Annotated in this window: 19 protein-coding genes, 3 tRNA genes and 1 riboswitch; of the genes, 10 read left to right on the forward strand and 12 right to left on the reverse strand. The window is 71.0% G+C overall.

What is annotated here, in order from left to right; genetic code table 11:
• Window positions 1-15: 15 nt before the first annotated feature.
• Window positions 16-1,017, forward strand: coding sequence for an ABC transporter ATP-binding protein (locus HMPREF2833_RS06850; RefSeq protein ID WP_083310951.1), 1,002 nt, complete (start codon window positions 16-18; stop codon window positions 1,015-1,017).
• On the forward strand, window positions 1,014-1,808 hold the full coding sequence (locus HMPREF2833_RS06855; RefSeq protein ID WP_070637089.1) for a hypothetical protein: 795 nt from the start codon (window positions 1,014-1,016) through the stop codon (window positions 1,806-1,808). The genes HMPREF2833_RS06850 and HMPREF2833_RS06855 overlap by 4 nt, the downstream gene beginning before the upstream one ends.
• A 113-nt stretch (window positions 1,809-1,921) precedes the next feature.
• On the opposite strand, the gene HMPREF2833_RS06860 is transcribed toward HMPREF2833_RS06855, so the two are convergent.
• The 4 genes from HMPREF2833_RS06860 to HMPREF2833_RS06875 form a co-directional block, all read right to left on the reverse strand.
• Window positions 1,922-3,631, reverse strand: coding sequence for an ABC transporter permease (locus HMPREF2833_RS06860; RefSeq protein WP_070637090.1), 1,710 nt, complete (start codon window positions 3,629-3,631; stop codon window positions 1,922-1,924).
• Window positions 3,628-4,464 carry a molybdate ABC transporter substrate-binding protein gene (gene modA / locus HMPREF2833_RS06865; protein ID WP_070637091.1) on the reverse strand — a complete coding sequence of 279 codons (837 nt, stop codon included), beginning with the start codon at window positions 4,462-4,464 and terminating at the stop codon, window positions 3,628-3,630. The genes HMPREF2833_RS06860 and modA overlap by 4 nt, the downstream gene beginning before the upstream one ends.
• Window positions 4,461-4,862, reverse strand: a complete 402-nt coding sequence (locus tag HMPREF2833_RS06870; RefSeq protein ID WP_039102303.1) for a TOBE domain-containing protein — start codon at window positions 4,860-4,862, stop codon at window positions 4,461-4,463. Before HMPREF2833_RS06870 ends, modA begins: the two co-directional genes overlap by 4 nt.
• A 297-nt stretch (window positions 4,863-5,159) precedes the next feature.
• Window positions 5,160-5,942 (reverse strand): enoyl-CoA hydratase, encoded by a 783-nt coding sequence (locus tag HMPREF2833_RS06875; RefSeq protein ID WP_039102302.1) that lies wholly within the window; start codon window positions 5,940-5,942, stop codon window positions 5,160-5,162.
• Between the two features lie 238 nt (window positions 5,943-6,180).
• On the opposite strand from HMPREF2833_RS06875, the gene nadE reads away from it, so the two are divergent.
• Both nadE and HMPREF2833_RS12595 read left to right on the forward strand, forming a co-directional pair.
• A complete protein-coding gene (gene nadE, locus HMPREF2833_RS06880; protein ID WP_070637092.1) occupies window positions 6,181-7,083 on the forward strand; it encodes an ammonia-dependent NAD(+) synthetase in 903 nt (300 codons plus the stop codon).
• Between the two features lie 44 nt (window positions 7,084-7,127).
• The gene (locus tag HMPREF2833_RS12595; RefSeq protein ID WP_070637093.1) at window positions 7,128-7,469 is read left to right on the forward strand and encodes a hypothetical protein; all 342 of its coding nucleotides are present in this window, start codon (window positions 7,128-7,130) and stop codon (window positions 7,467-7,469) included.
• A gap of 219 nt (window positions 7,470-7,688) precedes the next feature.
• Here the strand turns inward: HMPREF2833_RS12595 and nhaA are convergent, their stop codons facing one another.
• Window positions 7,689-9,083 (reverse strand): Na+/H+ antiporter NhaA, encoded by a 1,395-nt coding sequence (gene nhaA, locus HMPREF2833_RS06890; RefSeq protein ID WP_070637578.1) that lies wholly within the window; start codon window positions 9,081-9,083, stop codon window positions 7,689-7,691.
• Window positions 9,084-9,228: 145 nt separating this feature from the next.
• Window positions 9,229-9,364, forward strand: a riboswitch (TPP riboswitch).
• 45 nt (window positions 9,365-9,409) lie between these two features.
• On the opposite strand from nhaA, the gene HMPREF2833_RS06895 reads away from it, so the two are divergent.
• Complete coding sequence (locus HMPREF2833_RS06895) at window positions 9,410-10,174, forward strand: 3-oxoacyl-ACP reductase (RefSeq protein WP_070637094.1); 765 nt, start codon at window positions 9,410-9,412, stop codon at window positions 10,172-10,174.
• Window position 10,175: 1 nt separating this feature from the next.
• Window positions 10,176-11,462 (forward strand): LLM class flavin-dependent oxidoreductase, encoded by a 1,287-nt coding sequence (locus tag HMPREF2833_RS06900; RefSeq protein ID WP_070637095.1) that lies wholly within the window; start codon window positions 10,176-10,178, stop codon window positions 11,460-11,462.
• Between the two features lie 275 nt (window positions 11,463-11,737).
• Here HMPREF2833_RS06900 and HMPREF2833_RS06905 read toward each other — a convergent pair whose 3' ends face one another.
• Window positions 11,738-12,997 carry a phospholipase D-like domain-containing protein gene (locus tag HMPREF2833_RS06905; protein WP_039102297.1) on the reverse strand — a complete coding sequence of 420 codons (1,260 nt, stop codon included), beginning with the start codon at window positions 12,995-12,997 and terminating at the stop codon, window positions 11,738-11,740.
• A gap of 342 nt (window positions 12,998-13,339) precedes the next feature.
• Between HMPREF2833_RS06905 and HMPREF2833_RS06910 the strand changes: the two genes are divergently transcribed.
• The gene (locus HMPREF2833_RS06910) at window positions 13,340-14,146 is read left to right on the forward strand and encodes an exodeoxyribonuclease III (RefSeq protein WP_039102296.1); all 807 of its coding nucleotides are present in this window, start codon (window positions 13,340-13,342) and stop codon (window positions 14,144-14,146) included.
• 4 nt (window positions 14,147-14,150) lie between these two features.
• Window positions 14,151-15,110 (forward strand): DUF8083 family protein, encoded by a 960-nt coding sequence (locus HMPREF2833_RS06915; protein ID WP_070637096.1) that lies wholly within the window; start codon window positions 14,151-14,153, stop codon window positions 15,108-15,110.
• A 171-nt stretch (window positions 15,111-15,281) separates the two neighbouring features.
• On the opposite strand, the gene HMPREF2833_RS12690 is transcribed toward HMPREF2833_RS06915, so the two are convergent.
• Window positions 15,282-15,809 (reverse strand): hypothetical protein, encoded by a 528-nt coding sequence (locus HMPREF2833_RS12690; protein WP_246829091.1) that lies wholly within the window; start codon window positions 15,807-15,809, stop codon window positions 15,282-15,284.
• Between the two features lie 853 nt (window positions 15,810-16,662).
• On the opposite strand from HMPREF2833_RS12690, the gene HMPREF2833_RS06925 reads away from it, so the two are divergent.
• Entirely contained in the window at window positions 16,663-18,378 is a 1,716-nt protein-coding gene (locus tag HMPREF2833_RS06925) for a glycoside hydrolase family 13 protein (protein ID WP_047979468.1), read from the forward strand.
• Window positions 18,379-18,536: 158 nt separating this feature from the next.
• Here the strand turns inward: HMPREF2833_RS06925 and HMPREF2833_RS06930 are convergent, their stop codons facing one another.
• The 5 genes from HMPREF2833_RS06930 to HMPREF2833_RS06950 form a co-directional block, all read right to left on the reverse strand.
• Window positions 18,537-19,043, reverse strand: a complete 507-nt coding sequence (locus HMPREF2833_RS06930) for a hypothetical protein (RefSeq protein ID WP_059280744.1) — start codon at window positions 19,041-19,043, stop codon at window positions 18,537-18,539.
• 256 nt (window positions 19,044-19,299) lie between these two features.
• Window positions 19,300-19,372 (reverse strand) — tRNA-Phe (locus tag HMPREF2833_RS06935).
• Window positions 19,373-19,448: 76 nt separating this feature from the next.
• Window positions 19,449-19,522, reverse strand: a tRNA-Asp gene (locus HMPREF2833_RS06940).
• 88 nt (window positions 19,523-19,610) lie between these two features.
• Window positions 19,611-19,683: transfer RNA gene (locus tag HMPREF2833_RS06945), tRNA-Glu, on the reverse strand.
• A gap of 354 nt (window positions 19,684-20,037) precedes the next feature.
• Window positions 20,038-20,985, reverse strand: coding sequence for a universal stress protein (locus tag HMPREF2833_RS06950; protein WP_070637098.1), 948 nt, complete (start codon window positions 20,983-20,985; stop codon window positions 20,038-20,040).
• A gap of 306 nt (window positions 20,986-21,291) precedes the next feature.
• Between HMPREF2833_RS06950 and HMPREF2833_RS06955 the strand changes: the two genes are divergently transcribed.
• On the forward strand, window positions 21,292-22,650 hold the full coding sequence (locus tag HMPREF2833_RS06955) for a D-arabinono-1,4-lactone oxidase (RefSeq protein WP_246829092.1): 1,359 nt from the start codon (window positions 21,292-21,294) through the stop codon (window positions 22,648-22,650).
• Window positions 22,651-22,740 lie beyond the last annotated feature (90 nt).

The raw sequence follows: 22,740 nt of genomic DNA on the forward strand, positions 1-22,740 counted from the left end.
GTCAGGATGGAGAGCATGATTCGCATCGAGCACCTCACCAAGCGCTACGGCGGATTCACCGCGGTGGACGACATCTCGTTCGTGGCACAGCCCGGCCGGGTCACCGGTTTTCTGGGGCCCAACGGCGCCGGGAAGTCCACGGCGCTGCGGATGCTCACCGGTCTCACACCGGCCAGCTCGGGTGAGGCTCTCGTGCTCGGCCGCCGCTACGCCGAGCTGCCCAACCCCAGCCAGCATGTGGGCGTGATGCTCGACGCCGCCGCACAGCATCCCGGTCGCACCGGCCGCGAGGTGCTGCAGCTCGCCGCCACCATCACGGGTGCGGGTAAGGCACGAGTGGACGAGATGCTGGAACTCGTGGGGCTGGAACCCTCCGAGGCACGCCGCCGCGTGAAGAACTACTCGCTGGGCATGCGCCAGCGCCTCGGGCTCGCGGGGGCACTGATGGGCCGCCCGCAGGTGCTCGTGCTGGACGAACCCGCCAACGGCCTGGACCCCGCGGGCATCCGCTGGATGCGCGGGCTGCTCCGGGACTTCGCGGACCAGGGCGGCACCGTGCTGCTGAGTTCGCACCTGCTGCACGAGGTGGAGCAGGTCGCGGACGACCTCGTGATGATCGGCCACGGCCGGATCGTCGCGCAGGGCCGCATGACGGACCTGCTCGCCACCCGCCCCGGCTGCGTGGCCGACGCCGAGGACCAGGCGGCCCTCGCCACCGCGCTGAGCACCGCGGGCATCACCTTCTCCGGGCGCGCGGACGGTGCCGCCGAGATCGAGGCCGACGCCGCCCGCGTGGGTCGCGTAGCGCTCGACGCCGGTGTGCCCCTGACCCTGCTGCGCCCCGCGGACGGCACCCGGCTGGAGGACATGTTCCTGCAGCTCACCGCGGACACCGCCCGCGACGAGCAGGGGCGGGGCGGCACCCCACCCGGCGCGGCGGCGTCGTCCGGCGCCACACCGCCCGCGCAGCCGTCACCCGCCCAGGGAATGCCCGCCCGAGAGGAGCCCACCGCATGAGCACCGCAACCACCACCACGGCCCCCTGGGGCCATGCAGAACCGACGGGCCGCGGGCTGTCGTTCCTCACCCTGCTGCGCGTGGAGCTGCGCAAGCAGGTGGACACGCGCGCCGGGCGCGGTCTGCTGATCGCGATCGGCGTGCTCACCGCCCTCGCGCTGGGGCTCACCGTGTGGCTGACCCGTGAGGAGGGTGCGGACCTCGCCGGTCTGTTCGTCGTGACAATGACGCCGCAGGGGTTGCTGCTGCCCGTGCTGGGGATCATCACGGCGTGCAACGAGTGGAGCCAGCGCACCGCCCTGATCACGTTCACGCAGGAACCCCGCAGGATCCGGGTGGTGCTCGCCAAGCTGCTCGCAGCACTCGTCCTGGGGGCGATCGCCTTCGCGGCGGCGTGGGTCCTGGCACTGCTCGCACACCTGATCTCTGCCGGGCTCTCCGGCAGCCCCGTGAGCATCGACCTCGATCCCGGGCAGCTGGCGGGCCAGTGGCTCACCCAGATGCTCGCCCTCCTGCAGTGTGTGGCATTCGGGCTGGCGCTGCTGTCCGTGCCGCTGGCCATCGTGGCCTACTTCGTCCTGCCCACCCTGTACTCGGCAGCCGCTCTGATGGTCCCTGCTCTGCAAGATCTCGGGGCGTGGGTGAACATGACCGCGGCCTCCACCCCGCTCATGGAGGGAGTGGACCTCACTGCCACAGAGTGGGGTCAGCTGGGAACGTCCTCGCTGCTGTGGATCGGGGTGCCGCTGCTGATCGGCATCTGGCGGGTGCTCACGCGCGAGGTGAAGTAGGCGCGCCGCTCGGCGTTCCTCTTCCGGACACGAGGGCCGGTCCCCACCCTGCCCTGGGTGAGGACCGGTCCTCTGTGCTGGGGCTGCCCGTTTCTCGAGGTCTCCCTGGACAGTCAGCGGCGCCTGGCGGGTTCCGCCCGTTCCAGGCGCACGACGGTGTCCGCGAGCTCGGCGACGTCCGCGTCGTCGTGCGTGATGACCACCGCGGTGCGCCCGACCAGCACGCGTTTCAGCACCTCGCGCATCCGCGGCCGGGCGGCCACGTCCAGCGCACTCATGGGCTCGTCCAGCAGGATCACGCGCGGATCCGCGGCCAGCACGCGCGCGATCGCGACCCGCTGCGCCTGCCCTCCCGAGAGCTCATCCGGGCGCCGCTGCACGAACTCCTCCGCGCCCACCTCCCGCAGCCATGCCCGGGCACGACGCCGCCCTTCCGCCCTCCCTGCCCCGCTCGCCCGCGGCCCGAACGCCACGTTGTCCAGCACGCTCAGGTGGGGGAACAGCAGGGGTTCCTGGGCCATGAGGGCCACTCCCCTACGGTGCGCGGGGACCCACACGGGCCGGTCTCCGGTGTCCGCCCGGACCACACACCGCTCCCCCACCTGGACCGCGCCGCGATCCGGTGCCACCAGGCCGGCGACCACGCCGAACACCGTGGACTTCCCCACCCCGTTGGGCCCGAGCAGCGCCACGGTGGTGCCCGGCTCCACGCTGAACTCGGCGGCCACACCTCGTGGTTCGTGAGTGACGTCCACCCGCAGCCCGATGGGGTGGTGGGACCCCTGCGCCGGACTGCCAGCTGAGACCGTGGGCGTGGCCGACGGCGCATCGTGGGTTTCCTGTTTCTGCGGCAGCGACGCGAACGGGGTACGCCCACCCATGGACCGGGACTCCTCTGACGCGGTCGGATCGGCAGGCCCTTCCCCGCCCCCACCCGGGGCGGCGGCATCCGCACGCGACTCCGGATCGGCCTGACCGCCCGGTCCACCGGCGCCACCCCGCCCCACCCACCGGGTGAGGTTCGCGCGGAAGCCGGCGCCGCGGCGTCGTCGTGCGGGTGTGGTGAGGCTGACGACCAGCAGCGCGACCAGGACGAGGAGCAGGGAGAGGGCCACGGCGGCGTCGGGGTCGGTTTCGCGCTGCAGGTAGATCTCCAGCGGGAGCGTGCGCGTGACGCCCTCCAGGCTGCCCGCGAACGTGAGGGTGGCGCCGAACTCGCCCAGGCAGCGCGCGAAGGACAGCGCGGCGCCGGAGAGCACGGCGGGCAGGGTGACCGGCAAAGTCACGCGGAAGAGCGTGCGCGTGGGGGAGGCACCCAGGCCCGCGGCGATCTGCTCGTAGCGGGTGCCCGTGGTGCGCAGCGCGCCCTCCAGCGAAACCACCAGGAACGGCAGGGCCACGAACGTCTGCGCGAGCACCACCGCCGTGGTGGAGAACGCGATGTCCACGCCCAGTGCCGCGAGCGGCGCGCCCAGGAAGCCCGTGCGCCCGAACGTGTACAGCAGCGCAATGCCGCCCACCACCGGGGGCAGCACGAGCGGCAGCAGCACCAGCGAGCGGAACACGGTGAGGCCCCGGGCCGTGGAGCGCGCCAGCACCAGGGCCAGCGGACAGCCCAGGACCACGCACAGCGCGGTGGAGACCACTGCCGTGCGCAGGCTCAGCCACAGCGCGGCAAGCGACGACTCACTCGTGAGCAGCTCCCCCAGGTGCGCCCAGTCGATGCGCAGGAGCATCCCCACCAGGGGCAGCAGGATGAGCAGCGCACCCACGGCCGCCGGGAGCAGAACCCACCGCGGGGTGGCGGAGAACCGGCGCGTCACGGGGCGCCGAAGCCCGCGTCCCGCAGCACCTTCTGCCCTTGCTCACCCGTGACGAGGTCCACGAACTGCGCGGCAAGCTCCGGCTGCTCGGAGTCCTTCAGGGCCACGATCGGGTAGTTGTTGACCGCCTCGTCCGTCTTGGGAATGTCGATGGTCGTGACTTTGTCCCCGGCGGCCCTGGCATCCGTGACGTACACGATGCCGGCGTCCGCCTGACCGCTGGTGACCTTGCCGAGCACGTCCGTCACGGCGTTCTCCTGGCTCACGGGTTTGAGCTCCACGCCGTTGGCCTTCTCCACCGTCTGGGTGGCGGCACCGCACGGCACCTCGGGGGCGCACGTGACGAGCTTGACCTTCTTGTCCAGCACATCCTGCAAGCTCGTGATCCCCGCCGGGTTGTCCTTGGGCACCACGAGGGTCAGCACGTTGGTCGCGAAGATCTTCGGCTCCCCCTGGGCGAGGTCCGCGTCCGTCAGCTTCTTGATGTTCTTCTGGTCCGCGGAGGCGAACACGTCCGCGGGTGCGCCCTCGGTGAGCTGCTGCACGAGCCCCGAGGACCCGCCGTAGTTCACGTCCACGTCCACGCCGGGGTGGTCCCTCTCGAACTCCTCCGCCAGCTGGTCGAAGGACTGGGTCAGGGAGGCCGCCGCGGACACCCGCAGGGTCTTGTCCCCGCCCCCGGCCTCCGAGGACGACGCCGCTGCATTGCTTTCCCCGCTCTGCCCACCGCAGCCGGTGAGCACCAGGGTGCCCAGACCCACAGCGGCCACGAGGGCGGTGAGGCGGCGTCTACCCGCGGTGCCCGGTGTCTTCTGCTCTGCGCACGCCATCATTTGCGCCCCTCCGTCTCCACGATGACCGCCGTGGACTTCACCACGGCCGTGGCCACGGAACCGAGTGCGAGCCCGAGGTCCTCCACCGCCTCCGTGCTCATGAGCGACACGATGCGGTGCGGACCGCACTGCAGCTCCACCTGGGACATCACGGGGTCGGACTTCACCGCGGTCACCAGCCCCACCAGCCGGTTGCGGGCCGAGCTGCTCACGCGCGCGGGATCCTCGGGGCTCACCGCGGTGCGACGCGCCAGCTCGGCGAGGTCCGCACCGTCCACCACCAGGTGCCCCGTGCCGTCCTTCTGCCCGGGAAGGGCACCCTGGTCGATCCACCGCCGGACGGTGTCGTCGCTGACACCCATGAACGAGGCGGCCTGAGCCACACGGAGAAAGGTCATGAGCGCATGTTATCCGCAGATGCGGGCCCCCGGGGCAGAAGGACCCGCAGATGCGGACCCAGATGGTGCCGCGCCGGTGGACAGCTGGCCGCTGGTGCTGCCTAGTGGAGTAAAAGCAGATCCGCAGCCGCATTTCTGCGTTTGCTCCGCTAATGCAGACCACCCCGGGGCGCGCAGGTCACCCCAGGAGCACCCCCCCGGGCAGAACGACGACGTCGCTCCCCACCTTCCGGGGAGCGGCGTCGTCTGCGCGTGCCCTGTCAGCACATCATCTGCGCCACAGGACGGAGCCCGGGCTCACTCGTGGGAGAAGTTCGGCTTCCGCTTCTCCGTGAAGGCCGCCATGCCCTCCTTCTGGTCCGCAGTGGAGAACAGCCCGTGGAACACGCGGCGCTCGTACTGCAGTCCCGCGGCCAGGGTGGTCTCGTACGCGGTGTTGACGGTCTCCACGGCGTGCTGGGCCACCGGCTTGGACATGCCGGAGATCTTCGTGGCGACCTCCAGCGCGGTGTCCATGAGGGAGTCGGCGGGGACCACACGGGAAACGAGTCCGGAGCGCTCGGCCTCCTCGGCGTCCATCTGGCGGCCGGTGAGGATGAGGTCCATCGCCTTGGCCTTGCCCACTGCGCGGGTCAGCCGCTGGGTGCCGCCCATGCCCGGGATGACGCCCAGGGTGATCTCCGGCTGCCCGAACTTGGCGGTGTCCGCGGCGATGATCATGTCGCACATCATGGCCGCCTCGCAGCCACCGCCCAGGGCGTAGCCCGCGACCGCCGCGATCTTCGGCGTGCGCAGCCGGGCGAAGGTGTCCCACGCGGAGAAGAAGTCCTCGCGGTACATGTCCGAACCGGTCTTGGAACCCATCTCCTTGATGTCGGCGCCCGCGGCGAACGCCTTCTCGGAGCCGGTCAGGACGATCGCACCGATCTCCGGATCGCGGTCCAGGTCGGTGGCGGCCGCCACGAGCTCGGTCATGGTCTGCACGTTCAGCGCGTTCAGCGCCTTGGGACGGTTCAGCGTGATCACGCCCACGCGTCCCTCGCGGCGGACCAGGATGGTTTCGTAGGTGTTCTCAGTCATGTGGCCAGCATCTCACGACGCCGCCGCGCCCCGCCTCACACGCACGGGTGACGGTCCGCCACCGCATTCGGCCCGGAACGCTGCCCCTCTGTTGACACGACAGATGCCGCACATGATGCGCCCCTGCCATCCTGGCCAGGTGCGGGGTGACGGTGAGGGACTCGCCGAGGCGACCCAGCGGCGTCGTGGACCGGGGGTCCGTCACACCCCTGAAACACGCGGTCGCTAGCATGGCGGCATGCGTGAATTGCAGGCACAGATCATCGCCGAGCTCGGGGTGGCCCCGCGGATCGACCCGGAGACGGAGGCGGCGCGGCGCGTCGACTTCCTGTGCGACTACCTCCGGGCGACGCACACCAGGGGCTTCGTGCTGGGCATCAGCGGCGGCGTGGACTCCACGCTCGCGGGACGGCTCGCGCAGCTGGCCGTGGAGAAGCTGCGCGAGGACGAGATCCCCGCGGAGTTCGTGGCCATGCGCCTGCCCTACCGCACCCAGCAGGACGAGGACGACGCACAGGCCGCGCTCGCCTTCATTGAGCCGGACCGGGTGGTCACGTACGACGTCGCTCCGGCCGTCGACGGGTTCGAGGCCGCCTACGCCGCGGCCACCGGCGAGCAGCTCACCGACTTCACCCGCGGCAACACCAAGGCCCGCGTGCGCATGACCGCGCAGTACGCGGTGGGCGGGGACCACAACCTGCTGGTGATCGGCACGGACCACGCGGCAGAGTCCATCACCGGGTTCTTCACCAAGTTCGGGGACGGCGGAGCGGACCTCCTGCCGCTGGCCGGACTGGACAAGCGGCAGAACCGGCAGCTGCTGGAGTACCTGGGGGCCTCGGAGCGGCTGGTCGGGAAGGTCCCCACCGCGGACCTGCTCAACGACAACCCCGGGCGCACGGACGAGGACGAGCTGGGCCTCACGTACGAGGACATCGACGACTACCTCGAGGGCAAGGACGTCCCCGTGGAGGTCGCGGAGAAGCTGGAGCAGATCTTCCTGCGCTCCCGGCACAAGCGCACCGTGCCGGTCACGCCGGCGGACGGGTGGTGGCGGGAGGAGCACCCCGCTCGTGCCGGAGCAGGTCTTCCCCGGGGAAGTGAATCGCCGGAACCCCCCAATAGCAAGTACGCTGATTGATGAGTCATCAATAGATGACGTTCCCCAGCAAAGGAGAACCCGCTATGCGTAAGACCGCAGCTGCTGCCGCTCTGTCCCTGGCCATCCTGTCCGGCGTGTCCGCCCCGGCCATGGCCGCCACGGAGAGCCCCGCTCCCGCCTCCACCCAGCAGGAGGACGAAGGCCACGGCAACGCCGGCCTGTGGGGCCTGCTCGGTCTCGCCGGTCTGGGTGGCCTGCTGAAGAAGAACAAGACCGTTCCCGTGGAGCGCAACCACAACGTGGGCACCACCGACCGTACCCACAACGTTGGGGCCACGGACCGCACGCGCACCGCGGGTTCCACGGACCGCACCCCCAACGCGGGCAACACCAATGTGGACGGCACCGACCGCACCGGTCGCTGATCATCACTCCGCTTGGCAGTTCTCCAGATCCGGGACTGCGGCCAGGGGCTCACTCGTTCACGAGTGGGCCCCTGCGCCGTCCTCGGCTCCGGCGCCCGGCGTGGTTCCACCTCCACGCGGCCCGTGCGGGCGGCAGGGGGGCGGTGGGTCACGCCGACGGACGGGTGGTGACGGGAGGGCTGAGCCCCTGCCCGGCGACGGAGGACCAGCCCCCCACTGCTATGCGTGGGACGCGGTGTTCCCTGATCCGGCAGCAACCGCACCCACCCGGTAGTGGCGGTTGCGGACCGCCAGCAAACCACCGGCCAGCACCGCTGCCAGCACCGACGCGGTCAGTACGGCCACCTTGGCCTGGTCCCCGGCGGCCGCGGACGGGTCGAAGCTGAGCTCCGCGATCAGCAGGGACACCGTGAACCCGATCCCGGCCAGCAGCGCGATCCCCACCAGGTCGATCCACTTGTAGGACGGGTCCAGCTTCCGCCCGGTGAGCACGGTGGTGAGCCACGTGGCGGCAATGATGCCCAGCGGCTTGCCCAGGACGAGGCCCGCGATGATGCCGAGCGTGACGGGGGCGGCGAGCGCCGTCGTCAATCCGTCCCAGCCGCCCACTGCGACGCCCGCGGAGAAGAACGCGAAGACCGGCACCGCGAACCCGGCGGACAGGGGCCGGACGCGGTGCTCCAGGTGCTCGGCGAGCTCCACGGGCTCCCCGGACGCCTTGGCCCCCATGACGGGAACGGCGAAACCGAGCAGCACGCCCGCGACCGTGGCGTGGATCCCGGCCTCGTGGACCAGGGCCCACGTGACCACGGCCAGCGGCACCAGGATCACCCACGCGGCCCACGTGCGGTGCGCGAAGAAGCGGGGGAAGCGGTGCGCCAGCAGCCCGAACGCGGCCAGCGGGACGAGCGCGAGGAGCAGCGGGAGCACGTGCACCTCGTCGGTGTAGAAGATCGCGATGATCGTGATGGCCAGCAGGTCGTCCACCACCGCCAGGGTCAGCAGGAACAGGCGGAGCGCGCTGGGCAGGTGCGAGCCCACGATCGCGAGCACCGCCACGGCGAAGGCGATGTCCGTGGCGGTCGGGATCGCCCAGCCGCCCAGGGTCTCGGGGCTCGTCGCGTTCACGGCCGCGTAGATCAGCGCGGGGACGACGACGCCGCCCACGGCCGCCGCGACCGGCACGGCCGCCTTGCGGAGGTCCCGCAGATCACCCGCGACGAACTCGCGTTTGAGTTCCAGACCCACGAGGAAGAAGAAGACGGCGAGCAGCCCGTCCGCGGCCCAGGTGCCGAGGCTGAGCTTCAGGTGCCACGGCTCGTAGCCGACCTCGAGGTCACGGAGGGCGAAGTAGCTCTCCGCAAAGGGCGAGTTGGCCCAGACGAGGGCGATGACAGCGGCAACCACGAGGAGGATGCCGGCCACGGTCTCGCGGCGCAGGACGTCCTGGAGCCGGGAGAGGACGCCACCCGAGGGGTGGTCGGGCTCGCACGGAGGCTCAGGATGGTTGAAGAAACCGGGCTCCGAAACGAAGCCGGAGGATTCTTCCTGCGCCACGGGATCCGGTGATCCGGGCTCACGGTGGGCAGGGGTGGTCGTGTGGTGCAGGGGCATGGAGTACTCCAATGTCGACGGGCATCACGCTCATTACCGCCGACCAGACTTCCCGGCACACCAGCCATCAAGGGTAGCAGGGTGCATTTGGGCGGCGCACCCGGGGCGGCTGCCATGAGGCTGAGCGGCTCCGTCTACACTGACCACCAGTGACACGGGGTGCCGCCACCCTCTCCTCCCAGCCTCACCGGGCGCGTGGAGCGGGGGTCCGCAGCGGCTGAGATGACACCCGTCGAACCTGTCCAGTTAGTACTGGCGAAGGGATGTCACGGTCGCACCGCGCAGGTGGCGCACCGCTTTCTTCGCCGTGAGCCACAGGAGTGAGCATGCGGATCGAGAACACCATCGTCCTGGTCACCGGCGGAGCCCGCGGGCTCGGGGAGCACCTCAGCCGGGCGTTCGCGCGGGAGGGTGCGCGCGTCGTCGTGAACTACCACGCCAGCGAGGAGCGGGCCCGCGCGCTGGTCAGCGAACTCGGCGAGGACAGGGCGCTTGCTGTCCAGGCGGACGTGACCGACGCCCAGCAGGTGCGGGACATGGTCACCCAGGCCCGGGAGCACTTCGGCGCGCCGATCACGGTGGCGGTGAACAACGCCCTGGTGGACTTCAGCTTCAACGGGGACGCCCGGCCCACCCTGGACACGCTCACTGCGCAGAACCTGACCCAGCAGTTCGAGGGCGCGGTCGTGGGCGCCCTCAACGTGATGCAGGCGGTCACCCCGGGCATGGCGGAGGCGGGCGAGGGGCGCATCATCAACATCGGCACCAACCTCTTCCAGAACCCCGTGGTCCCCTACCACGACTACACCGCCGCGAAGGCCGCCCTGCTCTCCCTCACCCGCACCGCCGCCAAGGACCTGGGACCGCAGGGCATCACCGTGAACATGATCTCCGGTGGCCTGCTTCGCACCACGGACGCGAGCGCCGCCACCCCGGACGAGGTCTTCGACTTCATCGCCGCCAGCACTCCCTTGGGTCGCGTGACCACCCCCGAGGAGTTCGCGGACACCGCCCTGTTCTTCGCCTCGGACTGGTCCCGCGGGGTCACCGGCCAGAACCTGGTGGTCGACGGCGGGCTGGTGATGGACTGACATGGCCCGCCGCCTCCACCTCAACGCGTTCCTCTACGGCGCCGGCCACCACCAGGCGGCGTGGCGCGCCCCGAACTCCTCGGTGCACCGCCTCACGGACATCAGCTACTACGAGGAGCTCGCGCAGACCGCCGAGCGCGGCCTGTTCGACGCCGTGTTCTTCGCGGACGGCCACAGCGTGGGCGACGTCTCCGGCGGACCCCACTGGTCCCTCGAACCGCTGACCGCGCTGTCCGCGATGGCGCGCGCCACCGAGCGCATCGGCCTGGTGTGCACGGTGTCCTCCACGTTCTTCACGCCGTTCCACGCGGCCCGGATGCTCGCGTCCCTGGACCACATCTCGGGCGGCCGGGCGGGCTGGAACGTGGTGACCTCCATGTGGGACGACGAGGCCCGCAACCACGGCTACCGAGCCATGCCGCCCAAGGACGAGCGCTACGGGCGCGCCCGCGAGTTCGTGGAGGTGGCCCGCGCCCTGTGGGCCAGTTGGGACGAGGACGCCGTCACCGCGGACCCGGAGGGCCAGTGGGCGGACCCGTCCAAGCTGCACCGCCTGGACCACGAGGGCCGCCACTTCCTGGTGGACGGACCCCTCACGGTCCCGCGCTCCCCGCAGGGCGAGCCGGTGCTGTTCCAGGCCGGTGCGTCCGGGCCCGGAAAGGCCCTGGCCGGGGACTTCGCGGAGGGGATCTATGCCGTGGCCTACGACCTCCCCGCCGCCGAGGAGTACTACGCCTCGGTCAAGGCGGAGGTGGCCCGGGCCGGCCGCGATCCGGAGGCCGTGGTCGTGATGCCCGGACTGGTCACCTACGTGGGCCGCACCCACGAGGAGGCCCTCGCCAAGCAGGAGCGCGTGGACCGGCTGCTGCCCGTGGAGCAGTCCCTCGCGCAGCTCTCCACCTTCGTGGAGCAGGACTGCTCCGACTGGGACCTGGACGCGCCCGTGCCCCCGCTGCCACCCCTGGAGGAGTTCACCGGACCGCAGGGCCGCTACGGCACCATCCTGCGGATCATCGAGGCAGAGCACCCCACGGTCCGCCAGCTGCTCGGGCGCCTGGCCGCCGGCGGAGGCCACTGCACCATGGTGGGCACCCCGGAGTCCATCGCGGACCGGATGCAGGAGTGGCTGGAGAACGGCGGCGCGGACGGCTTCAACCTCATGCCGCCCGTGCAGCCGGACTCGCTCACGGACTTCGTGGACCTCGTGGTCCCCGAGCTGCAGCGCCGCGGCCTGTTCCGCACCGAGTACACCGCCACCACGCTGCGCGGCCACCTCACCGAGGGCTGACCGCCCACCCCACGACGACGCCGCCGCGCCCCGGAGGCTGCACGCTCGCCAGGCACCACGGCCCACACCCTTAAGTGCAGCTTTTGCCACTTTTCGGCCCGTGAGCGGCAAAACCTGCACTTAATCCTGGGCTGGAGAGCTCATTCCTCGGGTGGAGGGCCTGATCCTGGGGTGGGGGGCTTGATCTTGGGGGTGCAGGGCTTCACGAGGGCGGCGGCGATCCGGTGACGGGCGTGCGGGGGCCGGCCGTGCGGCGTCGTCGTGCGCCGGGGATGTCAGAGCAGGGGGCGCAGCGGGACCAGCAGGACCTCCGCGACCCGCGCCATGGGGTGGCGCTCCCGCCACTGGGGGGAGGTGAGCTCCTCGCAGTGCTCGCTGTCCGCGAGGAAGACCTTCTCCATCTGGGCGGCGAAGTCCGGGTCCACGATCTCCACGTTGGTCTCGTAGTTGAAGGACAGGGAGAGGCGGTCCAGGTTGGCGGTGCCCACGGTGGACCACTGGCCGTCGATGGTGGCGGTCTTGGCGTGGATCATGCACGCGCCGTAGAGCAGGATGGTCACGCCGCCCTCCAACAGCTGGCCGTAGAACCCCCGGGACACCCAGTCCGAGAGGATGTGGTTGGAGTCTTTGGGGACCATGACGCGGACGTCCACCCCGCGGCGCGCGGCGTCCAGGAGCGTGTCCAGCACCTGCTGGTCCGGGATGAAGTACGGGGTGTTGATCCAGATGTGGTGCTGAGCCCGGTCGATCGCGTTCATGTACATCTCACGGATGGGGTACACGATCTGGATGGGCAGGTTCGCGTTCACCCGCACCTCGGGATCCCAGCTCTGCGGCGGGACCCACTCGATCTCCTTGTCCGGCTCGCGGTCCTCGTTCCACACCGTGGCGATCGCGTTGCGCAGACCCCACACGGCCGGGCCCACCTCACGGATGTGCGTATCCCGCCACTGCCGGGAGTACAGGGAGCCGATGTTGAACCCGCCCACGAACCCGATCTGGTCGTCCACCACCAGGATCTTGGAGTGGTTAAGACCCGAGAACCTCAGGGGGCCCTTCCAGAACGGGCGGCGAAGGAACGGCACGCGGAACACGTGGATGTCGCTGTCGAAGGAGTAGAAGGTCTGCGGGATGACCAGGTTGGCGAAGCCGTCGTAGATCACGAACACGTCCACGCCGCGCTCCACCGCACGGTTCATGCCGTCCAGGAAGCGCTGCCCGATCTCGTCGTTCTTCCAGATGAACGTCTCCATGTGGATGGAGTGCTCGGCGTTGTCGATGGCCTCGAGCATGTCCTCGTAGACGTCCTCCCCGGACGTGTAGATGGTCAGCTCCGAGTCCTGCACCTGCGCCGTGAACGTTCCCGGACGCGGTGCGTCACGCTGCTTGCGCCCGCGCTGCTTCCACCAGTCGATGCCCGCCAGAGATGCCACGACCACGGCCTGCGCACCGAGCAGGGACCCTGCGCCCACACCGGCCGCCTTCAGCAGGATCCGGCGTTCTCTGATCTGTGACAGCACGTTCGTGGGGGTCATCCCGCCACACTACTGCCCCGTGTTCCCGGGCGTCCCGCCTCTTGCCTGGGATCCCGGTGGAAGTCCCCGTGGCATCCGCTCCGCGCCGGAGGCGGTCCCCACACCTGAGGCACGGGAGCACGACGCCGCCCGCGGCCCGGGTGGACCCCGGGGTCCTCCGGTGACGGCGCCCACCCCCTGGCGCAGGGGGGCGTGAGGACCGACCGCCCCGCGCGCCGCACCGGCCCCGTGCATGGAAGGCGGCCGAGCGGCGTCGTGCCCCGTGCCTGCGCCAACCCCGGCCCGTGCGGACCGCCCTGCACCGGTTTCTCCGGTGCCGCGCGGGTGGCTACGGTGGAGCCCATGAGAATTGCCACGTGGAACGTGAACTCCATCCGCGCCCGGGCCGACCGCATCGAGGCGTGGCTCGACCGCTCGGACGTGGACGTGCTGGCCATCCAGGAGACCAAGGCCAAGGACGAGAACTTCCCGTGGGAGCTCTTCGAGTTCGCGGGCTACGAGGTGGCGCACTTCGGCGTGAGCCAGTGGAACGGCGTGGCGATCGCGTCCCGCGTGGGGCTCACGGACGTGGAGCGGACCTTCCCGGACCAGCCCACGTTCGGCAAGCCCGGCCAGGAGCCCGCGCAGGAGGCCCGCGCGATCGGCGCCACGTGCGGCGGCGTGCGCGTGTGGTCCCTCTACGTGCCCAACGGGCGCGGCCTGGAGGACCCCCACATGCCGTACAAGCTCGAGTGGCTGCGCGTGCTGGAGGGCCACGCCAAGCAGTGGCTGCAGGACGATCCGGACGCGCAGATCGCCCTGGTGGGCGACTGGAACGTGGCCCCGCAGGACGACGACGTGTGGGACATCCAGCTCTTCAAGGAGGGCGGCTACACCCACGTCAGCGAGCCGGAGCGCGCGGCGTTCCACGCGTTCATCGAGGACGCCGGCTACCAGGACGTCGTGCGCCCGCGCCACCCCGGCCCCGGCGTCTACACCTACTGGGACTACAAGCAGCTGCGGTTCCCCAAGAAGGAGGGCATGCGCATCGACTTCCAGCTGTGCTCCCCCGCACTGGCCGCCCGAGTGCAGGACGCCTGGATCGACCGGGACGAGCGCAAGGGCAAGGGCGCCTCGGACCACGCGCCCGTCGTGATAGAGATCGACTGACCCCGTGCCCCTGATCAACGCGGGCAGCGCCTACCGCAGCATCACGGGCCCGCCCGTGCGGTTCGCGCTGCGCGTCTACGTCCCCCAGCAGGACCTGGACGCCCACTACGCCCCCGGCATCCCCCGCGCCCTGGACCCTTTCACCGGCGGGGTGCACGAGTTCTCGGAGCAGCTCGCCCGCATCGCGGACACCTCCCAGTCCCTTCTGCCCCCGGCCCGCGAACCCCTGTGGACCATGCCGTTCTCCACGGCACCGGCCGGGGCGCGGCGGCTACCCGGCACCTCCCCGGGCGGTGCCGGGCAGGTACCCGGCGCGTCCCCGAACCACCCGGGGGACTTCCCCGTGTTCCACCCCACCCAGCGCCTGCGCCGCTCCCTGCGCCTGTTCACCGCCGCCGAGAACGAGGACAGCGCCCAGCTCCTGCCCCTGCTGGTCCCTGAGCAGGAGGTGGCGGAGGCCGCCAAGGCCACCTCCAGCGAGGCCTTCCAGCCCGTCTACACCCGAGAGGCCGCCTACGCGATCCCCCTGGCCTGGTTCGCGGCCTTCACCCCAGCGGACCATGTGGCGTCCCAGCACTCCGGGCACGAGATCCACCGGTTCATCGTCCCAGCGGACGCCGCCGCGCAGCGCACCCTCCAGGCCGCACAGATCGTCGACGACGCCGGACGGGCCGTTTCCGGCGGCGCCCCCGAGGACGACCTCCCGGACGAAGCCCGACAGGCCGCCGCCTTCGCCCAGGACCTCATCCGGTTGAGCCGCTGGCTGGGATCCTTCAGCGCCGCTTCCCTGGTGAGTCTGGACTACGGCTCCCTGGCGGACCGGATCCAGCCGGACGAGTCCCCGCAGGACATGGCCGACGCCCTGGACCTGCTCCATGAGGGGGACCTCGGATCCGCGACGGCGGCGCTGCGGCGCATCTTCAGGCGCTGGGCCCCGCTGGCGCAGCTGCAGCAGGCGAACTGACCCTCGGAAGCAGAACCGAGCGCCGTCGCCCTCCCTGGTCTCCGCACCAGGGAAGCGCCGCACCCGGGGAGAGGCGCCCCCGCCGGTGCACGAACCTGCGCGGCATGTGCTGCAGCTGCTGCATTTGCTCCGCTAATGCAGATTCCAGCCCGTACGGCTGCATTTACTCCACTAGAGAGCACGGCGCGGGCGACCCAGGCCCCGTTGAACGCGCGAGAGCCACGTCATCCTGCGGGTCGGGGAGCGGAGGTCGTCCCATGTGAGGACCGAGACGTCCCACCCTGCGTCTCGCAGGAGGGACAGGCGGTACATCTCGTCCCGGTACTGGGACACCTCACGAGCATGGACGCCGCCGTTGTACTCCACGGCCGTTCGTGCACCCGGCCATGCCAGGTCCAGGAAGAACGTGCGCCCCGCGACCGTCACCTGGTAGTTCAGGGACGGCTCGGGCAGGTCGTGCCGGGCAATGATCAGGCGGGTCAGAGTCTCCGCCGCGGACCAGCACGGTGACCGGGCATCACGCCACGCGCGGCGCAGCCGGATGACGCCTCGAGCGGCAGGCGGGAGCTGGTCCAGACTCTCCTCCAACTGCTCTCGCGTGAACTGCACCGGGTGGGACGTGCCAGGGATGACGAACCGGGTGGACAGCAGCGCGTCCAGGCACGCGGTGATCCGCCACGGAGACAGCACGGCGCTCATCCGGGACAGCATCTCCAGTGGGTGGGCAACCCTGCTGCCCCATGGGCCCACGAGGCTGGGCAGACCGTGAGACATGGCAATGCGCACTCCCTCCTGCTTGGACTGGGCACGGTGATCAGTCCAGAGCAGCTCAACGCAGTGGTTCGCGGCGTTCAGTGAGGAAGCACCGAACGCCCCCTGGCGTGGACCGCGCGACTGGTGGGGCCGGGCAAGCACCTCCTGCACCCAAGCCTCACTTCCGCCCACGGGGAGCCGCAGCAGCTCCAGCCCGTGCAAGCCGCTCACCAGAAGCCCGGACTCGGGCCGGCACAGATGCCGCTGCAGGAGAACAGCTCTTTCCACCGCTGTGAGCGGTTCGTCCCGGAGCACCCACAATCCCCGCGCGAGTCGCTGCACGCCCGGGCTGCCGAGCAACTGTGAAGCGCGTCGGCCGGTCTCCGCCGTGGGAACCACCAGTGGCTCAGGAAGAAACGGGGCTGAACGCTGCTGGTACAACACCATGCCCGAACTGTAGGTAGGTGATCCGTTGACCGGGGCGGGTTGTCCACAGCCCTGCCCCACACACCCTCTGGCCGGGGATCCACCGCCCCTCTGCATGCTCACCCCGAGCTGTGGACGCTGCCTAGTGGAGCAAATGCAGCTGGGGCTCCTGATTTCTGCACTGACGGAGTAAATGCAGCGGGCGGGGGTGGGCCTGGGGTGGGAGCGGCTGCGGGGCGGGATCAGGGCTGCGCGGGGTGGCAATCGGGCTCGGGTGTGCGGTCCGGTGACCAGGACGCGGGGAGGCATCCACCCCTTACACGGGTGTGGCGCCTTTGGCCCGTGGCAGGCGTGCGTGGGTAGCCTGGAGTGCGTGACTTTCTCCCAGACCTCCTTCCCTGCCCCCTCCGGTTCCGAGTGGTGGCGCGACGCCGTGATCTACCAGGTGTACCCCCGCTCCTTCAAGGACTCCAACGGGGACGGGATGGGTGATCTGGGCGGCGTGACGGAGAAGCTGCCGTACCTCAAGCGGCTGGGCGTGGACGCCGTGTGGCTCTCCCCCTTCTACCTCTCGCCGCAGCACGACGCCGGCTACGACGTCGCGGACTATCGCACCGTGGATCCCCGCTTCGGTTCGTTGGAGGACTACGACCGCATGCGTGAGGAGGCCCACCGGCTGGGCCTGAAGATCATCGTGGACCTGGTGCCCAACCACACGTCCGAGGACCACGAGTGGTTCCGGGCCGCTCTGGCCTCGGCCCCCGGTTCCCCGGAGCGCGCTCGCTACATCTTCCGGGAGGGCAAGGGCCAGGACGGTGAGCTGCCGCCCAACAACTGGAAGTCCCTGTTCGGCGGTTCCGCGTGGACCCGTGTGGCGGATGGCCAGTGGTACCTGCACCTCTTCGACTCCTCCCAGCCGGATCTGGACTGGAAGAACCCGGAGGTGTGGGAGGAGTTCCGCGCCATCCTGCGGTTCTGGCTGGACCGCGGGGCGGACGGCTTCCGGGTGGACGTGGCCCACGGGATGATCAAGGCCGAGGGCCTCCCGGACTGGGACGAGCAGGTCCACATGGTGGAGGGCACCGCCGAGGAGGATGGCACCGGGGACGCCCACGAGCCCACCAAGACCATGGACACCGGCCCGTACTTCGACCAGGACGGCGTGCACGAGATCTACCGTGACTGGCACCGCGTGCTCCAGGAGTACCCCGGGGACCGGATGCTGGTGGTCGAGGCGTGGGTGGGCCCGGCTCCCCGGCTGGCCCGCTACGTGCGCCCGGACGAGGCGCAGCAGGCGTTCAACTTCGACTTCCTGATCTCCGGGTGGCACCGAAACCGGATGCGGGACACCGTGGACGCCTCGCTGCGCGCCTACTACGAGGTGGGTGCGCCCTGCACGTGGGTGCTCTCCAACCACGACACCGTGCGTCACGCCTCCCGCTACGGCCTGGGCTCGCGCACCGCCTACCCCAACGGCATCGGCGCGCAGGACGAGCAGCCGCACCACGGCCAGGGCCTGCGCCGGGCCCGCGCCGCCGCGCTGGTGGAGCTGTCCCTGCCGGGTTCGGCGTACGTCTACCAGGGCGACGAGCTGGGCCTCCCCGAGCACACGTCCCTTCCCGACGCCGCCCGCGAGGATCCCACGTTCCACCGCACCGCGGGCGCGGAGCTGGGGCGCGACGGCGCTCGGGTGCCTCTGCCCTGGTCTCCCGTGGGCGAGGGGCTGGGTTTCGGCCCGAACCCGTGGCTGCCGCAGCCGGAGTCCTTCCGCGAGATCACGGTGGACCACCAGGAGGGCGATCCGCAGTCCACGCTCAACCTCTACCGGCGTGCCCTGCGGGTGCGCGGTGAACTGGGTCTGGGCACCGCGGACTTCACGTGGCACGAGCTGAGCGACGGTCCGGAGGGTGTGCTGGCGTACCTGCTCAGCACGAGCGAGGGCCGCACGGTGCTGGTGGCGGCGAACCTCGGGGAGGGTGACGCTGAGATCGCGGAGCTCTCGCGCGGCACACTGCTGCTCACGAGTGGCCAGGACGCGGTGATCGGCAACCGCCTGACCGTGGACAGCGCGGTGTGGCTGGAACTCTGAGGCTCTGACCCCGGTTCCCGGTGTGCGTGGCGGCGCGGGATGCGCCGTGCGCCCGGGACGGGGTCAACCGGTGTTCCCGGGGCGGGGTCAACCTGTGCACCCGGGGCGGAGTCAGCCGGTGTTCCCGGGGCGGGGACAGCCCGTGTTCCCGGGCGGGGTCAGCCCGTGGGCGCTGCCGATCCGGATGCGGTGGAGCCCGGGCTCGCCGAGCAGTGGGACTGCAGCCAGGCGTCGGCGGGGGCGAGGGCCTGCTGGATCTTGGCGGCCTCGGAGGGCTCCAGGGCCTCACCGGCGCCGTCGAGGATCCGTTCCACCTGGTCGAAGGCCGGCTGCACGGCGGAGGGCAGCTGGGCGAACATCTGGTCCGCGGAGGCGCGGGCCTCGTCCAGGGCTCCGGCGTCCTGACTCTCGTGCTCGCTGTCATGGCTCAGGGGCAGCAGCTCGACCCCGCTCACGGCCTCGGCGACGTCGAAGCACTCCTGCGTGCTCGCGGGGGACGCGGAGCGTGAGGCCGTGGGCCGGGTACTCGTGACCGTGGGGCTGGGGGCTGGGGCGGAGGTCTCGAGGGCCGCGCCGGAGGGGCTCTGGGCACTGCATCCGGTCAGACCGGCGGAGAGTGCCGCCAGCACCGTGGTGGCACACAGCACGCGCATCCGCTGTTGCATGGCCAGCTCCCTCTTCCGCGCGGAGCCCACTGCCCTGAGCCCCGTCCATCAGTGTCCACCGTAGGCCCGCAACCTCGGTGTGGGCTGGGGGCCAGGTGCGCGCACGCACGGCGCGCGGGGCTGGAGAGACGGCGGGCGTCGTCGTTCCCGCCACGCGGGGATGGGGGTCCGGTGCCCCGTTCGTCCCGGAGAAGGATGGCGCACCCACCCCGGACAGCAAAGAACCCCCGCGTGTAGAAGCCACGCGAGGGTTCAGTGGCTCCGACCGGCGTCGATCCGGTGACCTTACGATTTTCAGTCGTACGCTCTACCAACTGAGCTACAGAGCCAGGCACGCACCGGGAGGAAACCTCTCGGTAATATGCCGCGACGGCGCGAAAAGTTGCCTTTTCATCGCCGCCTGAGCGACCCTGACGGGACTTGAACCCGCGACCTCCGCCGTGACAGGGCGGCGCGCTAACCAACTGCGCTACAGGGCCTTGGTTGTTTCCAACGAGTGGATATCCTACCAGGATGAACGACTCACTGTGCAAATCGTGTTCCCGGCGGTGCTCCGAGTGGAAACCGTACCCCCAACGGGATTCGAACCCGTGCCGCCGCCGTGAAAGGGCGGTGTCCTAGGCCGCTAGACGATGGGGGCCAGAACTCCGTCCGACAGCACACAGGGCACCATGGGACGATGGACCTCCAACATCCTAGAGGCAAACCACCCGTTCCACAAACATCCCCGGCCCCCGCCGATCCGGGGCACTGATCCTGCAGGCGCCCTGGACGAACACTCCCGTTGTCACCCCGACCGGGTATGGGGCGGACCGGACGCACGCAGACGGCCCTTCCGGATGAGAGTGGCCCAGCCGGACCCGACCGGTTCCCCGGGCAACGTCCAGCGGGGCTGAGGCCCGTCACGGTGCGCCACGGAACGGTGTGCCCGGGGCAGCGGCCCTCCTCTCGCGAATGACGCGGGCGGGAACCACCCAGTGCGGACAGCTGCGCCCTAGACCGTCACCTCAGGACGGTCCGCCAGCCGCGGGTCCTCGAAGGACGGGACGATCATGACCGGCCCGGTGCAGTGGTGCAGCACCCCCTGGGACGTGGAGCCCAGGAGCATGCCCGCGAACCCGCCGCGACCGCGCGTGCCCGTGACCACCAGCTGGTTCCGGGCGGAGCGCTCCACGAGGGCGTCGATGGGCGATCCGTCCGCGAGCTCCCCGGTGATCTCGAGCCCCGGGAAGTGGCCGCGCAGCCACTGGACGCACACGTCCAGAGCGGCCCGCACCTCACCGCGCAGGTCGTCGAAGTCCACGGGAGAGGGCAGCCAGGCGTAGGACCCGGCATCCGAGGGCGCGGCGCACAGCACCGTGAGCGGCACCCCCAGCTGCTCCGCCTCGTCCGCGGCCCACAGCATGGCGGCGCTCGCGTGCGGAGAGCCGTCCGAGCCGACCGTCACGCCGTCCACGAAAGCCGGGCGGCGGCTCACGTTCTCACTGACCCGGTAGTCGGTGCCCCACTGCAGGGGGATGATCCCCACGGGGCAGTGCGCGTGGGCGGGCACCGCCGTGGACACCGAACCCAGCAGCCGGCCCAGGAACCTCCCGTGGCCCCGGGACCCCAGGACCAGCAGCTGCGCATCCCTGCTGAGGTCCACGAGCACACCGGAGGGGTCCCCGGCCTGGACCGTGGACCGGACCTCCACGTCCAGCTCGGCCACGCGGCGTCGGGCGTCAGCCACGAGCTCCTCCACGGCGCGGTTCATGGCGGCGTCGTCGAACGCGGCGTAGCCCACGTCGAACGTGGACCCCCCGATCATGGGCACCGTGTAGGCGGTGACCACGTGCAGCGGTGCGCCGCGGCGCCGTGCTTCCCGTGCGGCCCAGTGCAGGGCGCCCAGGCTCTGCTCGGAGCCGTCCACTCCCACGATGATCTCGGCGTCTGGTGCCCTCACTGCTGTTCCCTCCCCGACCGTGGATTCCTGCTCCCAGCCTAGCCACCCGGTCACCGGCGGCGGGGCTGCGGTGAGATGATGGGGACGTCCGGATCGCTGCGACGACGCCGCGGCGCACGTCAGGCCCGCACCGTGCGGTCCCGGCCACGCGACACGGCCAACCCCCGCGGTTCCGGGCGCCCGCGACGGCTGCGACGCACGCCGCAGGCAGAGCGTCAGCGGTGCGCCGGCGCGGGCGAGGGCACGTGCAGTGCCGGCACGGATGAGGATCGAGGGGGCTGAACGCCCCCGGAACGGAGACGAGCCGTGAGCACACGCGGAGCACCGGGCATGACGGCCCGGGTGAAGAACGGCACGTGGCGGTCCTGGGGAGGCAACCTCACCGCGGATCCCACGGTGCGGGTCCGTCCCACCACCTCGGACGAGGTGCTGCGCGTGCTGAGCGAGGCGCAGGAGCACGGGCTGAGCCTGCGCACTGCCGGCTCCGGCCACAGCTGCGCGCCTCTGGTCCCCACGGAGGGCGTCCTGCTGGACACCTCCGCCCTCAAGGGCCTGGTCTCCGTGGACGAGGACCACCAGCGGGTCACGGTGTTCGCCGGCACCACGCTGCAGGAGCTGAATCTGATCCTGGAGCAGCACGGGCTGGCGCTGGCCAACCTCCCCGACTCCTCGCACATGAGCGTGGGCGGCGCGCTGGCCACGGGCACCCACGGCACGGGCCTGGGGCAGCCGTCCCTGGGCGGTCAGGTGATCGGGCTGAGCCTGGCCACCCCCACCGGTGAGCTGATCTCCTGCTCGGAGACCCACCGCCCGGACCTGTTCGACGCCGCCCGGGTGCACCTGGGCGTGCTGGGCGTGGTGGTCTCCGTGACCCTCCAGTGCGTCAGCGCGTTCCGGCTGCACTGCGCCGAGTTCCGCGAGCCGCTCGGTGCGCTGCTGGACACCCTGCAGGAACGGATGTCCGCTGCGGACCACGTCGAGTTCTCCTGGATGCCCGGGACCACCACGGCCCACACCCGCATCCTGAGCCGCCTGCACCGCCTCCCGGACTCCTACACGCGCCCCGCCTCACCGATCTCCCGGGCGCTGCGCCGCGCGGACGACGCCGTTCTGCGCACCTCCTTGACCGCCGGGCTGGGCCGCGTGGGGAACCTGATCCCGCGTGCCGTGACCGGGCTGAACCGCATCGAGTCCCTCGCGGAGAGCTCGCGGCGCTACACGGACGTGTCCTACAGCGTGTTCACGGTGGCCCGTCCGGTGCGCTACGTGGCCGCCGAGTACGCGCTGCCGCTGGAGGCCACGGCCTCCGCGGTGCGGGAGCTGAAGGTCCTCGCGGACGCCCACGTGTACGACCTCTCGTTCCCCCTGACCGTGCGGTGCTCTCCGCCGGACCCCGGGTTCCTGTCCCCGGCCACGGGGCGCTACACGGGGTGGATCAACCTGCGCCAGTACGGCAGGCGCCCCAGCCAGTCCTTCCTCACCGCCGCGGAGCGGATCCTGGTGGAGCACGGCGGCCGCCCCCACTGGGGCACGCTGCACACGCGCACCGCCGCGGACCTCGCACCGCTCTACCCGCGCTGGGAGGAGTTCCTGGCACTGCGGGCGGAGCTGGACCCCCACGGGCTGCTGCTCAACGAGCACACCCACCGCGTCCTCGGCGTCTGATCCGCACGGTCGACGCCGCGGGCACGGACCGGGGGTGCACGCACGGCCCCCGGCCGGGGCAGGAAGGTCACCTCACCCCGGGGACGGTGC

The organism is Kocuria sp. HMSC066H03, assembly GCF_001812045.1.
Lineage (GTDB): Bacteria > Actinomycetota > Actinomycetes > Actinomycetales > Micrococcaceae > Kocuria > Kocuria rhizophila.

Coding starts and splice junctions, on each gene's coding strand:
- HMPREF2833_RS06850 (WP_083310951.1), top strand. CDS start 16: ATGATTCGCATCGAGCACCTCACCAAGCGCTACGGCGGATTCACCGCG.
- HMPREF2833_RS06855 (WP_070637089.1), top strand. CDS start 1,014: ATGAGCACCGCAACCACCACCACGGCCCCCTGGGGCCATGCAGAACCG.
- modA (WP_070637091.1), bottom strand. CDS start 4,464: ATGATGGCGTGCGCAGAGCAGAAGACACCGGGCACCGCGGGTAGACGC.
- HMPREF2833_RS06870 (WP_039102303.1), bottom strand. CDS start 4,862: ATGACCTTTCTCCGTGTGGCTCAGGCCGCCTCGTTCATGGGTGTCAGC.
- HMPREF2833_RS06875 (WP_039102302.1), bottom strand. CDS start 5,942: ATGACTGAGAACACCTACGAAACCATCCTGGTCCGCCGCGAGGGACGC.
- nadE (WP_070637092.1), top strand. CDS start 6,181: ATGCGTGAATTGCAGGCACAGATCATCGCCGAGCTCGGGGTGGCCCCG.
- HMPREF2833_RS12595 (WP_070637093.1), top strand. CDS start 7,128: ATGCGTAAGACCGCAGCTGCTGCCGCTCTGTCCCTGGCCATCCTGTCC.
- nhaA (WP_070637578.1), bottom strand. CDS start 9,083: ATGCCCCTGCACCACACGACCACCCCTGCCCACCGTGAGCCCGGATCA.
- HMPREF2833_RS06895 (WP_070637094.1), top strand. CDS start 9,410: ATGCGGATCGAGAACACCATCGTCCTGGTCACCGGCGGAGCCCGCGGG.
- HMPREF2833_RS06900 (WP_070637095.1), top strand. CDS start 10,176: ATGGCCCGCCGCCTCCACCTCAACGCGTTCCTCTACGGCGCCGGCCAC.
- HMPREF2833_RS06905 (WP_039102297.1), bottom strand. CDS start 12,997: ATGACCCCCACGAACGTGCTGTCACAGATCAGAGAACGCCGGATCCTG.
- HMPREF2833_RS06910 (WP_039102296.1), top strand. CDS start 13,340: ATGAGAATTGCCACGTGGAACGTGAACTCCATCCGCGCCCGGGCCGAC.
- HMPREF2833_RS12690 (WP_246829091.1), bottom strand. CDS start 15,809: ATGAGCGCCGTGCTGTCTCCGTGGCGGATCACCGCGTGCCTGGACGCG.
- HMPREF2833_RS06930 (WP_059280744.1), bottom strand. CDS start 19,043: ATGCAACAGCGGATGCGCGTGCTGTGTGCCACCACGGTGCTGGCGGCA.